General features: G+C 65.4%; 14 protein-coding genes. 5 read left to right on the top strand and 9 right to left on the bottom strand.

Annotated features, from left to right (window positions below; all coding sequences use genetic code 11):
- Positions 1-20: 20 nt before the first annotated feature.
- From ACFSOZ_RS19950 to ACFSOZ_RS19940, 3 genes are all read right to left on the bottom strand, one after another.
- Positions 21-959 (bottom strand): SH3 domain-containing protein, encoded by a 939-nt coding sequence (locus tag ACFSOZ_RS19950; RefSeq protein ID WP_379100645.1) that lies wholly within the window; start codon positions 957-959, stop codon positions 21-23.
- Positions 960-1,126: 167 nt separating this feature from the next.
- Positions 1,127-1,885 carry a metallophosphoesterase family protein gene (locus tag ACFSOZ_RS19945; protein ID WP_379100642.1) on the bottom strand — a complete coding sequence of 253 codons (759 nt, stop codon included), beginning with the start codon at positions 1,883-1,885 and terminating at the stop codon, positions 1,127-1,129.
- A 54-nt stretch (positions 1,886-1,939) separates the two neighbouring features.
- Entirely contained in the window at positions 1,940-2,296 is a 357-nt protein-coding gene (locus tag ACFSOZ_RS19940; protein WP_379100639.1) for an ArsR/SmtB family transcription factor, read from the bottom strand.
- A gap of 219 nt (positions 2,297-2,515) precedes the next feature.
- On the opposite strand from ACFSOZ_RS19940, the gene ACFSOZ_RS19935 reads away from it, so the two are divergent.
- Positions 2,516-3,694 (top strand): MFS transporter, encoded by a 1,179-nt coding sequence (locus ACFSOZ_RS19935; protein WP_379100636.1) that lies wholly within the window; start codon positions 2,516-2,518, stop codon positions 3,692-3,694.
- 96 nt (positions 3,695-3,790) lie between these two features.
- Here ACFSOZ_RS19935 and ACFSOZ_RS19930 read toward each other — a convergent pair whose 3' ends face one another.
- Positions 3,791-4,246: a MarR family winged helix-turn-helix transcriptional regulator gene (locus ACFSOZ_RS19930; RefSeq protein WP_379100633.1), complete on the bottom strand. Its 456-nt coding sequence runs from the start codon at positions 4,244-4,246 to the stop codon at positions 3,791-3,793.
- 221 nt (positions 4,247-4,467) lie between these two features.
- On the opposite strand from ACFSOZ_RS19930, the gene ACFSOZ_RS19925 reads away from it, so the two are divergent.
- Positions 4,468-5,262 carry an SDR family NAD(P)-dependent oxidoreductase gene (locus ACFSOZ_RS19925; RefSeq protein WP_379100631.1) on the top strand — a complete coding sequence of 265 codons (795 nt, stop codon included), beginning with the start codon at positions 4,468-4,470 and terminating at the stop codon, positions 5,260-5,262.
- Positions 5,263-5,283: 21 nt separating this feature from the next.
- Here the strand turns inward: ACFSOZ_RS19925 and ACFSOZ_RS19920 are convergent, their stop codons facing one another.
- Positions 5,284-5,883, bottom strand: a complete 600-nt coding sequence (locus ACFSOZ_RS19920; protein ID WP_379100629.1) for a LysE family translocator — start codon at positions 5,881-5,883, stop codon at positions 5,284-5,286.
- 76 nt (positions 5,884-5,959) lie between these two features.
- Here ACFSOZ_RS19920 and ACFSOZ_RS19915 point away from each other — a divergent pair, with 76 nt between their 5' ends.
- A complete protein-coding gene (locus tag ACFSOZ_RS19915; RefSeq protein ID WP_379100627.1) occupies positions 5,960-6,829 on the top strand; it encodes a LysR substrate-binding domain-containing protein in 870 nt (289 codons plus the stop codon).
- 56 nt (positions 6,830-6,885) lie between these two features.
- Here the strand turns inward: ACFSOZ_RS19915 and ACFSOZ_RS19910 are convergent, their stop codons facing one another.
- From ACFSOZ_RS19910 to ACFSOZ_RS19900, 3 genes are all read right to left on the bottom strand, one after another.
- On the bottom strand, positions 6,886-7,539 hold the full coding sequence (locus tag ACFSOZ_RS19910; RefSeq protein WP_379100625.1) for a dihydrofolate reductase family protein: 654 nt from the start codon (positions 7,537-7,539) through the stop codon (positions 6,886-6,888).
- Positions 7,540-7,658: 119 nt separating this feature from the next.
- Complete coding sequence (locus tag ACFSOZ_RS19905) at positions 7,659-8,501, bottom strand: protein-L-isoaspartate O-methyltransferase family protein (RefSeq protein WP_379100623.1); 843 nt, start codon at positions 8,499-8,501, stop codon at positions 7,659-7,661.
- Positions 8,502-8,576: 75 nt separating this feature from the next.
- Positions 8,577-9,941, bottom strand: a complete 1,365-nt coding sequence (locus ACFSOZ_RS19900) for an Nramp family divalent metal transporter (protein ID WP_379100621.1) — start codon at positions 9,939-9,941, stop codon at positions 8,577-8,579.
- Positions 9,942-10,175: 234 nt separating this feature from the next.
- On the opposite strand from ACFSOZ_RS19900, the gene mntR reads away from it, so the two are divergent.
- Positions 10,176-10,631, top strand: a complete 456-nt coding sequence (gene mntR / locus ACFSOZ_RS19895; RefSeq protein ID WP_379100619.1) for a manganese-binding transcriptional regulator MntR — start codon at positions 10,176-10,178, stop codon at positions 10,629-10,631.
- Between the two features lie 107 nt (positions 10,632-10,738).
- Positions 10,739-10,924 (top strand): hypothetical protein, encoded by a 186-nt coding sequence (locus ACFSOZ_RS19890; protein ID WP_379100617.1) that lies wholly within the window; start codon positions 10,739-10,741, stop codon positions 10,922-10,924.
- A gap of 77 nt (positions 10,925-11,001) precedes the next feature.
- Here ACFSOZ_RS19890 and ACFSOZ_RS19885 read toward each other — a convergent pair whose 3' ends face one another.
- Entirely contained in the window at positions 11,002-13,071 is a 2,070-nt protein-coding gene (locus ACFSOZ_RS19885) for a hypothetical protein (protein ID WP_379100615.1), read from the bottom strand.
- Positions 13,072-13,098: the final 27 nt, after the last annotated feature.

Here is a 13,098-nt window from a genome sequence, read left to right as displayed (position 1 = left end):
TACTGCCTACTGCCTGAAACCTAATCCCCCAGCGCCAGCCGATCGGTGATCTCGAAGCGTTCGGAGACGCCGACGCGGATCATGTTGAGGCTGCCCTCGCGGGTGAAGCGGAAGTCGCTGCGCGCGTCGGAGCTGGCCGGCTGGCCGGCGACGAAGGAGATGATGCGGGTGCCGCCATCGGGCCAGGTGACCGTGACGTCGGCGTTGTCGCTGCCCTTATGCACGACGCTGACCTCGCAACGCGTCATCGGCTCGCCGACATAGCGGGCGCACGGAATTTCATTGGCGGCATGGCCGGACGGCGGTTCCAGCCGCGCGACGGTCTGCGAGTCAGGTGGCGGGGCAGTGGATGCCCAGGCCGCGACCGGCGGCTCTTCGATCTCGCCGGTCGGGTTTTCCTGCACAGCGAAGGCCAGGCCGTAGGCATCCTGCATGGCCGTCCGGCCGATTTCGGCGGCTGATTTCGGCGTGCTTTCGGCGCCAGCCGCCGGACTGGCAGCGCCCAGCCGCGCCGCCAGGTCGGGCGGCGGTGCGCTCGGCGCCGATGCCTGGTCGGCCTCATTGCCGCTGCCACTGGAGGCGACCACCGGTCCGTCGATCGGTTTTGCCTGGCCTTCGACATAGGGGGCCGGATTGAGGGGGATGAGGTAGCGCGCCGGCGCCCATCCGCTCAGCTTCTCCTTGCCGGTGCTCTCGATCTTGCACCATTTGTGGCCGTTGACGTCGTTGCAGCCGAGATTGGTGACGCTGTCGCCGACGGCCAGACGCGCTTCGACCTTGGCGATCGGCGATGCGGTCGTGCGGACATTGAGAAGATCGTCCGGCGCCAGGCCGGTGACGATGGAAATGACGAGATCCGGCGCCTCTTCAGCCACGGCAACGGCAGGCCATGCCGCCATCAGCAGCGGAACGGCAATCAGCGCATGCAGGGTTGTTCGGAGCGTAACTGTGCGCCTCATCGTTTGGCCGTGCGCTGATACTCAAAGACACCGTGCACGCTGCGGGTCGAGCCGCTGCATGCCCGGCCGGTTTTATAGGGGACGACGCGCTGCCATGTAAGCCCGAAAATTCGACCGCCGTTTCGCCTGTGAGCCAGTTCAGCTGGGCGGCATGAACGCGAATGCATTCAGCCCGGCATGAAGCCAGTGCGCAGCGCGTGGGCCCATTCCGGTCGGCCCGCCTGTTCGGCCTGTCTGGCCGCCGCCTCGTGGTCGTAGTCGACGGCGATGGCCTCGAAACGGCCGGGCTGATCCGCACCGCCCAGCGTGACGATGCCATAGCGCGCATGCGGCGAGCCCTGCTCGGAGACATGCGCCGGCGGCGTCGAATCGTCATAGGCAGGGCAGCCGATGCTGCCGGGATTGAAGATGACGGGACCATCGGGGATGCGGATCAGCTCCGCCCGGTGGCTGTGGCCGCACAGCGCGATACGGCAGGCTGGGTCGAGCGCCTTCAGCCGCCGCCGGATCGCCGCCAGCGGCGCGCGCACCAGCTGGCCGTCGACGATCGCATCGAGCAGATATTTCTCGTCATGGTCGGGACGGGCGTGGAAGGCGATCACGCCGGGCGCGATCTCCAGCGTCAGCGGCTGCGCGAAAAGCACCTCGCGCTGCGCCAGCGTGAACCGTTCCTGCGCATAGACGTCGGAAGCCCACATGGTCTCGTCGGCCGGATCACAGGCGACACGGCGGTCGTGATTGCCGCGCACCGTCGGCAGGTTGAGCGCCTCCAGCCGCGCAAACGTCTCGCGCGGCCATAGCGGGCCGGAAACGCTGTCGCCGAGATTGACGGTCAAATCGGCGCCGCCGCGCCGGCGAAGATCGTCAAGCACGGCATCCAGCGCCAGCACATTGCCATGGATATCGGCGAGGACGGCAATGCGCATTTTGGGTGGCTCCGTTGGTGAGGCAACGTTTCTCAAGCGAGGGCGGGAACAGCCTCAGGCGGGGATTTCAAGGTCGTGGCCACCGACCGCCGGCAGCGCCGGCTCAGCGCCGGCCGCGGCGATGACGCTGTCGAGCAGGCCGGGGAAGCGGGCGTCGAGGTCGGCGCGGCGCAGCGTGATCATCCGGTTGGTGCCGACCACTTCGGCGCGGGTGACGCCGGCCTCGCGCAGTTTGGCGAGGTGGTAGCTGAGATTGGTCTTCGAGCCGAGATCGAGGAACTGGCTGCAGTTCAGCGGCACGCCTTCCTTGCTGGCGAGATAGCGCACGATGGCGAGCCGGGTCGGGTCGCCGAGCACGCCGAGCACGATCGGCAGGCTGATCTGGTCCGTATTGGGGTGAGGCAAGGTCATGGCTGGAACCTAAGCACAGTTCGGGCCGATTTCAACGCATCCATCCCGCCGTAGCCGTGCACACTGGTTCTCCGTTTAATGATCCGTGACCGACGGTGCTGACCGATTGTGCTGACAGAGGGCTGTCAGGAGGGTTCAGCTATTTTTCCCTGGCTTTATTGACATCATGCTTTGTTATGTCCGATTGTTCAATAACTTTTGAACTAAGGACCCCGCCCCATGGACAAGCGCCTCTTCTGGCTTGCGCTCGGATCGTTCACGATCTCGACCGAAGGCTTCGTCATCTCCAGCCTTCTGCCCGACATCGCGGCGGATGCCAGCATCTCCATTCCACTGGCCGGCACACTGATCACCGCCTTCGCACTCGCCTATGCGATCGGCACGCCGATCCTGGCGACGCTGACCGGCGAATGGGACCGGCGCCGCGTCATCCTGTGGACGCTGGTGTTCTTCGTCATCGGCAACATTGCCGCCGCGCTGAGCTCCTCCTTCGAACTTCTGTTGATCGCGCGCATCGTCATGGCGCTGTCGTCCGGCCTGTTCGCCGCGACCGCGCAAGGAACCGCGGTGGCGCTGGTCGATGACCACCACAGGGCCCGCGCCATCGCCGTCGTCGTCGGCGGCACCACGGTGGCCGTCGCCGTCGGCGCGCCGCTTGGCGCATTGGTGGCGGCCTTTGCCGGCTGGCGCGGCACGTTCTACGCCATTGCCGGCCTTGGCGCGCTTGCCGGCGCCATCCTGTGGTACCGGCTGCCACGCGGCATCGTCGGCACCAGGCTGCCGCTGAAGCGCAGGCTGGCGGCGGCCATGCGTCCCGGCGTGATGCCGATCCTGTTGACGACATTGCTGGCGCTGACCGGCGCCTTCACCGTCTTTGCCTATGTCGCGCCGCTCGCCATCGAGGGCGGCGGGCTCAGCCAGATCGCGCTGCCGGGCATGCTGCTCGCCTTCGGTGTCGGCGCCGTGATCGGCAACATTGCCGGCGGCCAGGCAGCCGACCGTTTCGGTGCGACCCGCACCGTCGGCTGGTCGCTGGCGTTGAGCGCCGCCATGCTGGTCATGCTGTCGGTCATCCCGACCTTCCTGCCGCCGCATATTGCCGGGCCGGCGCTGATGGCGATGATGGTGCCGTGGGGCATCGTCGGCTGGGCGTTCCCGCCGGCGCAGGCCAGCCGCATCATCAAGCTGGCGCCCGATGCCGCTCCGATCGTGCTGTCGCTCAACGGTTCGGCGCTCTATCTCGGCGTGGCGCTGGGCGCCGTGGTCGGTGGTGCCGTGCTGCGCTACGGCGCGCCGGCCGATCTCGGCCTGGTCGCCGCGGCCTTCCCGATTATCGGGCTCGGCATCGTACTTGCCGGCCGCTGGGCGGCGCGGCCGGTCGCCATGCCGGCTGAGTAGAATCGTCGGCCGGCTATTTCTTTGACGCAATTCCCTAAGGGAAAGCGCTACGCGCTTTTCCCGGGAAAACCGTTTCACACTTTTCCGGGAATTGCCCTAGCTGGCCGGCGGCAGATCAAAATCCAGCGCGGCGATGTCATCCAGCGCCGCGCGCAGCTTTGCCGCCTGTTCCTTGCCGACCACGTCCTCGAAACGCTGCTGGGCGACGTGCCACAGCTTCATCGCCTCATCGAGCTTGACCAGACCCCGCGGCGTCAGCCGCACGCGCTTGATGCGGCGGTCGTCGGGATCGGCGAAGGTCTCGACATAGCCGTCGCGGATCAGTGGCTTCAGCGTATGGCCGAGCGCTGACAGATCCATGATCAGCGACGCGGCAATGGCGCCCATCGCCGGCTCGTCGCCGATGTGGATCTGGTAGAGCAGGCCCTGCTGCGTGGCTTTCAGGCCCGAGGGCGCCATTACATCATCATAGAACTGGCCAAGCTTGCGCGCCGCGCGACGCAGCATGGCGTTGTTGCACAGCGTCAGGCCGGGCAGGGTGTCTTTCGGCATGATGTTTCCTTCGGCGACGGCGACAGGATGTCCGCCCGCAGCTTCCACAAATAATCCCCGTTCCGATCATTGACAAGATAGTGGCATATGCCTACTTCACTAATGGTGGCATATACCACTAAATGAAATCAGATGGCTTTGCCGGCAAGGCGAGGGCGATTGCCCCAACTGCCGGCGGCCAGGTTGAAGCGAAGCAAATCAGTCGAAGAAGGAACAGGACAATGAGTGGACAGAGCAACAAGGGCACGGCGGTCGTCACCGGAGCTTCGGCAGGCATCGGCGCGGTTTATGCCGACCGGCTGGCAGGGCAGGGCTATGATCTGGTGCTGGTGGCGCGGCGCGCCGACCGGCTCGAGGAACTGGCGGAGAAGCTGCGCTATGCCTATGGCCGCAAGGTCAGCGTGATCAGCGCCGATCTCGCCGACGACAATGACATCCGCCGCGTCGAGCAGGCGATCGCCGCCGACGACAGCGTGACGCTGCTGATCAACAATGCCGGCATTGGCGGCCAGCAGGTGGTGGCGACTGCCGACGCCGATGCGGCCGAGCGCATGATCAAGGTCAATGTCATCGCCCTGACGCGGCTGACCCGTGCCGTGCTGCCGGGGCTTAAGGCGCGCAACCGTGGCGCCATCGTCAACATCGCCTCGGTGCTCGCCTTCGACACCTCGTTCGGCGGCATCTACAGCGGCACCAAGGCTTATGTCGTCAACTTCACCGAAGCCCTGCAGCGCGAAGTCGCGGGTACGCAGGTAAAGGCGCAGGTGGTGTTGCCGGGGGCGACCCGGACCGATTTCTGGGAGATTGCCGGCAGCGATATCGACAGCCTTCCGCAGGAGATCGTCATGACGGCCGACGATCTGGTCGATGCCGCACTTGTCGGCCTGACCAAGGGCGAAACGGTCACCGTGCCGGGGCTTGCCGACGCCGCCAAGCTGGACACTTTCCTCGGCGCGCGGCAAGCCTTCTACGGCAGCCTGCATGCCGACAAGCCGGCGGCGCGTTACGCGGCTTGATGAGAGCGTGGCGGTTGGCGTCTAAGCCGACCGCCACATCGGAATGATCGAGGCGGCAAGCACCAGCGCCAGCACGATGTTGAGCGCGCGCCATTGCCACTCGGTCTTGAGCAGCCGGGCAAGCAGCATGCCGGCCACGCACCACAGCGACAGCGAAGCGGCGGCCGCGAGGCCAAAGGTGACGCCGAGCAGCAGCGCAAGCTGCATCGGCCCGCTGGCCAATGCCGCGAACGAGGCGGCGGCGCCCAGCCCCATCGCCCAGCCCTTGGGGTTCATCCATTGAATGCCAGCGCCGCCGAGAAAGCTGTTCGGTCTGGCCATGGTCACGTCCAGGTTGGGCGGTCCGCTGCGGCCGATCTTGATCGCCAGCCAGATGAGATAGAGCGAGCCGATGACCTTCATCGCCAGTTGCAGTGAGGGCACGGCAAGCAGCAGGCCGGCAAGCCCGGCAGCGGCGGCGCCCGTCACGGTGGCGAGGCCGGCGGCGCTGCCGACCAGCAAAGGAACCGAACGGCGAAAGCCGAACTGCGCGCCGGACGCCGTCGACAGGGTCGTGGCGATGCCGGGCGTGGTGGTGGCGACGATTGCAAACAGGATGAGGGGGATGATGGGCTCGAGCATGCGGCTATCCTAGCCGCGCACGTACTTCAGTAAATGCAATGTTTGCCATGGTTAGCATTAGAAGGCATAATGCAGCATGATCCGAAATCTCGACATGGCGCTGATCCGCACCTTCGTCACCGTCGCCGACAAGGCCAGCATGACGGCGGCTGCCAATGCGCTGCACCTGACACAGGGTGCGGTCAGCCAGCAGGTCAAGCGGCTGGAGGAGGCGCTCGGCTCGAGCCTGTTCGAGCGCGACCGGCGCGGCCTGCGGCTGACGCGAGCCGGCGAGCGGCTGTTCGGCAAGGGCAAGCGGCTGCTTGGCCTCAATGACGAGATCTGGGCCGAGATGGCGGGCACCCCGGTGGCCGGCCAGGTGCGGCTCGGCGTGCCCTACGACCTTGTCGGCACCTTGCTGGCGCCGGTGCTGAAGCGTTATGCCGAGACCTATCCGCAGGTCGAAATATCGCTGGTCTGCGCCTCGTCGCCGGAACTGGCCGCTGCCCTTGCGAGTGGAACCATCGACCTTGCGGTGATCGAGGAACGGGTCGGCCCGACGGCGGGCGAGTGCCTTGCCATTGACCGGCTGGTCTGGGTCGGCGCGAAAGGCGGCGTCGCCCGCGCCAAGCGGCCGCTGCCGGTCTCGATCGTTGCCGACACCTGCGCGTTCCGGCCGGCGGTGCTGTCGGCGCTGAGCGAGCATGGGCTGGAATGGCGCACCGTGTTCGAGAACGGCAACATCGACGCGACGACCGCGACGGTGCGCTCGGACCTCGCCGTCACCACCTGGCTGGCCTCCACCGTGCCGGCTGATCTCGACATATTGCCCCTGGATTCCGGACTGCCGCCGCTGCCGAATTTTGCCATCAACCTGCATCTGCCCAAGCATGGCGTCGGCCCTGCGGCGCAGGAATTCGCGCGCCATATCCGCGATGGGCTGGCCCGGCGGCCGCAGGCGGCTTGAGAGTAGAAACTTGGTTCCTCGCCCCCGCTCTGGCAGGGCGAGGAACCCAGGTCGTGCTACTTCCAGTTCTTGCGCCGCTCGATCTCTGCCTCGGACGGCTTCTCCGGCGCAAACGAGCCAACCTTGATCTCGCCGCCTCGTTCGTAGGTCGCCATGATGACACCGGTGCTCGAGGCCTGCGAGTGGGTCAGCTTGAGGGCGGAAGGCAGCGTGCCATTGCCGAACAGCCGCTTGCCCTTGCCCAGCACCAGCGGGAAGATCAGCAGGCTGACCTCGTCGATCAGATCGTTGGCCAGCAAGGTCTGGATCAGGTCGCTCGACCCCTGGATGAGCAGGTCCGGGCCGTCTTCCTGCTTGAGCTTGCGCAGTGTCGCCACGACATCGGCGCCCAGCGACCGGCTGTTGTTCCAGGTCAAAGTGTCGTGCCGGTGCGTCGCCACATATTTGGTGACGGCGTTGAAGCTTTCGGCGATCGGGTCGTTGTCCTGATAGGGCCAGTGCGCGGCGAAGATGTCGTAGGTCTTGCGGCCGAGCAGCAGGTCGAAGGGCTTGCCGAAGGTCTCGCCCATGAAGGCGCCCATGGCATCGTCCCAATAGTGGAACGTCCAGCCGCCGAACTTGAAGCCGCCGACCGGATCCTCTTCCGGACCGCCGGGTGCCTGCATGACCCCGTCGAGGCTGACGAATGTCGCGGCGATGATCTTTCTCATTGTCGATGCTCCCGTTTCTTCAATCCACGCCGTCGCGGCCGGACTTCAGCCCAAGGACGGGTGACCGACCACCCGTCCGACACCGCTTGCAAAATTTTGGCAAGCCCGTCCTCGATGCGTCAACCGCGAGGCCTGGCATCGAGGCTGCGCGATGAGAACCAGACCTCGCCGAAGATAGCGGTGGCGGTGCGGTCCGGTGCCTTGTCCGATGCCAGCCAGATCGAGCGGCTACGCGCGGCCTGCTCGCGCGTCGGGATCTTCGCCGCAAGGTCTGCAATCGAGGCGCCGACACATGGAATGAACCACGAGCGCATGAAGGGATCGCAGGCGAAGCCTCTTTCGGTGCGGGTCACGATCACCGCCAGCGGGACGCGCTCGGCCGGGCGCCAGGGAAAGATCATGCGGCCGCCTGGCCGCAGCGCCTTCAGCCATCCCGCCGGCGGCGCGGCGACGCCGGCATTGACATAGATGATGTCGGACAACGGCAGGGGCGTCGTCACGGCATCGCCGTGGACGACGGATGCGTTGCCATAGGCTTCGAGATTTTGTCGCGCGAGCACGGCCAGTTGCTTGTCGAGTTCGAAAGCGGTGACGGTGCCGCCGGGCGAAACCAGCCTGGCCAGCACCGCGGTGTAGTAGCCGGTGCCGGCGCCGATGTGGCAAACGGCCTCGCCGGGTTTCGGCGCAAGCTTTCCGATCCACATGGCGTGCAGGAACGGCTCGCCATTGTTGATGCCCTTGGCGTTATCGAGCGCCACCAGTACGTTCTGGTAGATGTGGGCCGGATCGGCGCTCGGCGTTGTGACCTTGCCGTTGCCGGCGATGATCGTCCACGGCCCGGGACCGAGAAACGCTTCGCGCGGGACCTCGGCGAAGACCGCCTCCAGGCGCGGATCGGGCGAGCCGGAATTGGCGGCCATCAGCCGCCCGTAGAACTTCCTGATGTCTTCGATCCCAGTCATGACGGGGACAAGATAAGTGCGGATTGCCGATTTGTCGCGAGACTATCTCTTGGCAGGCCAGTCGATTTCCGGGACTCAGCCGACCCCGAACATGGTGTCGTAGAGCAGCTTGAAGTTGAGCACCAGGATGACCGCGGCGACCACCCAGGCCAGTGCGGCGACGCCGCGCGGAATGGCGAGGTTGCCCATCTTCTTCTTGTCGGAGACGAACTGCACCAGCGGGACGACCGCGAAGGGCAGCTGCATCGACAGGACCACCTGGCTGAACACCAGCAACTGACCGGTGCCCTTTTCGCCATAGAGCGCGGTGACGATCACCACCGGGATGATGGCGAGGCCGCGTGTCAGAAGCCGGCGTGCCCAGTTGGGGATGCGCAGGCGCAGAAAACCTTCCATGACGATCTGGCCGGCCAGCGTCGCCGTCACGGTCGAGTTGAGGCCCGAGGCGAGCAGCGCCACCGCAAACAGGATCGAGGCAATGCTGAGGCCCAGCAGCGGCGACAGCAGCTCGAAGGCCTGGCCGATCTCGGCGACGTCCTGATGGCCGGTGTCGTGGAAGGCGACCGCCGACACGATCAGGATCGAGGCGTTGACGAACAAGGCCAGCATCAGGGCGATGGTCGAGTCCGTCGTTGCCCATTTGATGGCGTCGCGCTTGCCCTTGTCGGTGCGTTCATAGGCGCGGGTCTGCACGATCGAGGAGTGCAGATAGAGATTGTGCGGCATGACGGTGGCGCCGATGATGCCGATCGCGATGTAGAGCATCGCCGGGTTGGTAACGATCTCGGATGACGGGACGAACATGGCATGCAGGATCGAGCCGGCCGGCGGGGCGGCGACGAAGATCTGGATGGCGAAGCAGCTGAAAATGATGATCAGAAGCGCGATGACGAACGCCTCGAGATAGCGAAAGCCCTTGTTCATCAAGAGAAGCACCAGGAAGGCGTCGAGCGCCGTGAGCATGGCGCCGCCGATCAGCGGAATGCCGAACAGAAGCTGCAGCGCGATCGCCGTGCCGATGACTTCGGCGAGGTCGCACGCAATGATGGCCAGCTCGCAGGCGATCCACAGCATGAAATTGACGGGGCGGGGATAGTAGGCGCGACAGGCCTGGGCGAGGTCGCGGCCGGTGGCGATGCCGAGGCGGGCGGCGAGCGCCTGCAGCAGGATCGCCATCAGGTTGGACAGCATGATGATGAACAGCAGCGTGTAGCCGAACTGCGCGCCACCGGCGAGGTCGGTCGCCCAGTTGCCCGGGTCCATATAGCCGACGGAGACCATGTAGCCGGGGCCCATGAAGGCGAACAGCCGGCGGAACCAGACGCCCGAACTCGGCACGCTGATGGAGGAATTGACCTCGCGCAGGCTGGGCTGATCGTCGTCCTCGGGCCTGGCGAACCGCCACGTGGATCGGGAGGCTGTGGCTTCGACTTCAGACATGAGGGGGGCTTTCCGCGAGACGTGCTGACGTTGTCTTAAGCTATGCCACGGCTCAACAATATGCAATATGCTATATTTCATTGTCGGTGCTTTTTATTCGACTCCTGGTCAAGGCGCAAAAGATGCAACCGCAGACGCCGGTTGCACCTGCGGGGGAATGCAAATAAACGGCCTGAAGAATCAGAGCCCGTGCTATGAATGCACGGACGGCAGAAGCCTCAGGAGGAGCGCGCATTGGCGCTGAAGAACAGACCGGTCCCGCGCGAGAAGCCGCTGCCTGATGCCGATGTCCATTCGGAAGGGTTCCGGCAGACACGCGAAGCGCGCCGCAGCGCGCTGGTCGAGGACTATGTCGAGCTGATCGCCGACCTAATCGAGGACGGCAATGAGGCCCGCCAGGTCGACATCGCCGCACGGCTCGGCGTCGCCCAACCGACGGTGGCCAAGATGCTGACCAGGCTGTGCGCCGATGGGCTGGTGTCGAGAAAGCCCTATCGCGGCGTGTTCCTGACCGATGCCGGCCGCAAGGTAGCGGTGGAGAGCCGCATCCGCCACCAGACGGTGGAAGCCTTTTTGCGTTCGCTCGGCGTCAGTGCCGAGACCGCGCGCATCGATGCCGAAGGCATCGAGCACCATGTCAGCGCCGAGACGCTGGAAGCGTTCCGCAAGGCGATGACGGCGGCACGCTGAGCCACGTCAGTGTCGAGTTTCCCGAACGAAGAAGTCGCCGGAACCGCCATGGGTTATGCACGTTGCTCCTGACACCGCGCGATTGTCGCGCGCCAAAGGAGGAAGCGATGGGCGTTGAACAGGCACCGACCGCAAAGGGCAAGCAGGCGGCCAAGGGATTGAAGCAGGCGGCGGCGAAGGACGAGCGCAAGACCGAGGCCGAGACCGGCCATCCCCTGAAGAAGGGCGCCGCGCGCTTCGAGGAGCGCTCGAAAAGTTCGGATGGCAGGAGCGCCGGCACCAAGCAGAAATAATAACGGCGCCTGTCAGGCTGACGTCGTCAGACCGATGTGCGCGGTTGTAGGCGAATGCCCGCCTGTTGGGATGCGGCTCACTCCTTGACATCTTGCACCCAGCTGCGCGGGTGGCCGTCAACGCGGAACTGGAAGATGAAATAGGGCGGGATGCAGGTGCCCTCGCCAGGCTTGGCCTGGGGCAGGTCGTCATAGCCGGCGGTGCAGATATAGTCCTCGCGGCAGGGATGCGCCTTGTCGCAGGCGCGCAGGCCGGCCGTCTTGGTAAACTCCTTGGTGCAGAATTTGTGGTCCTTGCCCGACGCGATGCAGTCGTTGAAGCCGGTTTTGGCCAGACGGCCGCACGTCGCCTCGTCGGGAAGCTTGTCGCAGCTCGCCTTGCGCAGCATGCCGCCGGGAAAGCCGCCGGTCTTCTGTTCGGGATTGTCATAGCGCTGGCGCGCGGCGCCATAGCCGGCGAGCTTGACCAGTGGCTTCTTGTCCCGCGCCGGATCGATGGCGCAGGCCTTGGCGGTGGCCGGCGACAGGCGGCAATACTGGTCGTTGCCCCATGTCGACATTCTTATCTCGCCAAACTCGACGGGATCGCCAACCGCCGTGCCGGCCTCGCTGACGCAGGTGCCGAAGCCCGGATGGATGGCGCTTTCGTGGACGCCAGCGCAGCGCAGGCCTTCGCCGCAGCTCCAGTCCTTGAAGCTTGGATCCTCGCCGCGATAGCAGATCGAGCCCCAGCCATTGTAGAGGTCGGTGCCTTTCAGCGCCTCGGCATATTTCTCGTCCGGGCGGGCGGCGAAGCCGCGCGTGAAATCCGGATGGCCACCGGCCGCGAACTGCTCGACGATGGCGCGGCGGCGCGGCAGGTCGGCGAAGAACACGGCCGAGCCCGGCACGAAGACGGCGTTGCGGCGCGGCTCGCTGGCCGGGTCGGCGCCGGTGTAGTGGAAACCGGCAATGCCATGCGTCTGATGGCATCCGGTGCAGGTCATCTCGTTGAGCCGCAATTCGAAGCCGGCCACCGACTTGACGGTCGCGAGCGTGTTGCCCCTGGCGACATAGTCCCTCAGCGCTTGGTCGATATCGGCATCTTCGACCAGCCCGTAGGCGATGTTGTTCTGCGACCGGCTCAGGCCACCGGGCGCGACGGAGACGGCGCTTTTGGCCAGGAATTTTTCGTCGATGACCAGCCGGCCATGGTCGAGGTCGTAGATGTTGCGGTCGGTGAGCAGCCATTTGGCGAAGGCCGGCTTGTCGGCCAGAACCGTCGCCCGGTCGATCTGGTTCTCCATCTTTGATTCGTAGAAGCTCGAGGTGGCCGGATCCCATTTGAAGATCTTCAGCAGATATTCGGCATGGCCGCCGAAATCGCGCCGCGTCGAGGCCGATAGCCTGAGCACCTGCATGTTGAGTTCGAGCCGCATGATCTGCGACGAATTCAGCATGGCGCCGGAGAGTGGGCCTTCGTCGGAGCGCAGCCAGGCAGCGAGCTGATCCGGCGCAAGGTCCTTCCGCCCGGCGGCAAGCCAGCGCTTGGCGACGTCGGCACAGGACACGTCCGTCGCGCTCGGCAAGTCCTTTGAAGCGCGGGCCTGCGCTCGCGTGGGCTTGGCGTTGAACACCAGGCTCATGGTCAGTGGCAGGCGCGAGGAAATGCGCTGGCTCACCTTTCCTTTCATCTGCTTTTCCGCGACCGAATAGTGGAAGCGGTAGATCAGCCGGATCTCGCCGCATTCGGTATGACCGAGATAGCCCCGGTCCATGCGGTTGACGACGCCGGTCAGGTCGAGCGTTGAGCCGTCGTCATCGACGTATTTCGGATTGAATTTCTGGCTGGTGTCCGTCGACTTCGCCATGGTCGCGACATAGGGGTCGGGGCTGGTCTTCGGCTCGTCGGCGATCTGCTGCTTGACTGTATCGCGCACCGTCGCCAGCGCCGGCACCGAAAACAGGCCGCGATTGTCGACGTCGCGGGTGAGGCCGAGTGCCGGGCCCAGCAGGCGGCTGATCGACAGGCCGCCACGCTCCAGCGCCTGCAAGGTGGCGGGATCGGTGACGGCAACGCTGGAATCGAGCGTCACCGCGCCGGCACTTGTGAGACCAAGGCAGAGCAGTGCCGCGAACAGCGACAGGAATTGACCGATCGTCTTCAAGCCTCGCGTACCCCTCCGTTTGCGGCG

Origin of the sequence: Mesorhizobium newzealandense (assembly GCF_042682145.1) — a bacterium.
In the GTDB taxonomy this organism is placed as follows: Bacteria; Pseudomonadota; Alphaproteobacteria; order Rhizobiales; family Rhizobiaceae; genus Mesorhizobium; species Mesorhizobium newzealandense.
Note: the sequence above shows the minus strand (reverse complement) of the source record. Positions and strands in the feature narration are given on the sequence as shown.

Coding starts and splice junctions, on each gene's coding strand:
- ACFSOZ_RS19950 (WP_379100645.1), bottom strand. CDS start 959: ATGAGGCGCACAGTTACGCTCCGAACAACCCTGCATGCGCTGATTGCC.
- ACFSOZ_RS19945 (WP_379100642.1), bottom strand. CDS start 1,885: ATGCGCATTGCCGTCCTCGCCGATATCCATGGCAATGTGCTGGCGCTG.
- ACFSOZ_RS19940 (WP_379100639.1), bottom strand. CDS start 2,296: ATGACCTTGCCTCACCCCAATACGGACCAGATCAGCCTGCCGATCGTG.
- ACFSOZ_RS19935 (WP_379100636.1), top strand. CDS start 2,516: ATGGACAAGCGCCTCTTCTGGCTTGCGCTCGGATCGTTCACGATCTCG.
- ACFSOZ_RS19930 (WP_379100633.1), bottom strand. CDS start 4,246: ATGCCGAAAGACACCCTGCCCGGCCTGACGCTGTGCAACAACGCCATG.
- ACFSOZ_RS19925 (WP_379100631.1), top strand. CDS start 4,468: ATGAGTGGACAGAGCAACAAGGGCACGGCGGTCGTCACCGGAGCTTCG.
- ACFSOZ_RS19920 (WP_379100629.1), bottom strand. CDS start 5,883: ATGCTCGAGCCCATCATCCCCCTCATCCTGTTTGCAATCGTCGCCACC.
- ACFSOZ_RS19915 (WP_379100627.1), top strand. CDS start 5,960: ATGATCCGAAATCTCGACATGGCGCTGATCCGCACCTTCGTCACCGTC.
- ACFSOZ_RS19910 (WP_379100625.1), bottom strand. CDS start 7,539: ATGAGAAAGATCATCGCCGCGACATTCGTCAGCCTCGACGGGGTCATG.
- ACFSOZ_RS19905 (WP_379100623.1), bottom strand. CDS start 8,501: ATGACTGGGATCGAAGACATCAGGAAGTTCTACGGGCGGCTGATGGCC.
- ACFSOZ_RS19900 (WP_379100621.1), bottom strand. CDS start 9,941: ATGTCTGAAGTCGAAGCCACAGCCTCCCGATCCACGTGGCGGTTCGCC.
- ACFSOZ_RS19890 (WP_379100617.1), top strand. CDS start 10,739: ATGGGCGTTGAACAGGCACCGACCGCAAAGGGCAAGCAGGCGGCCAAG.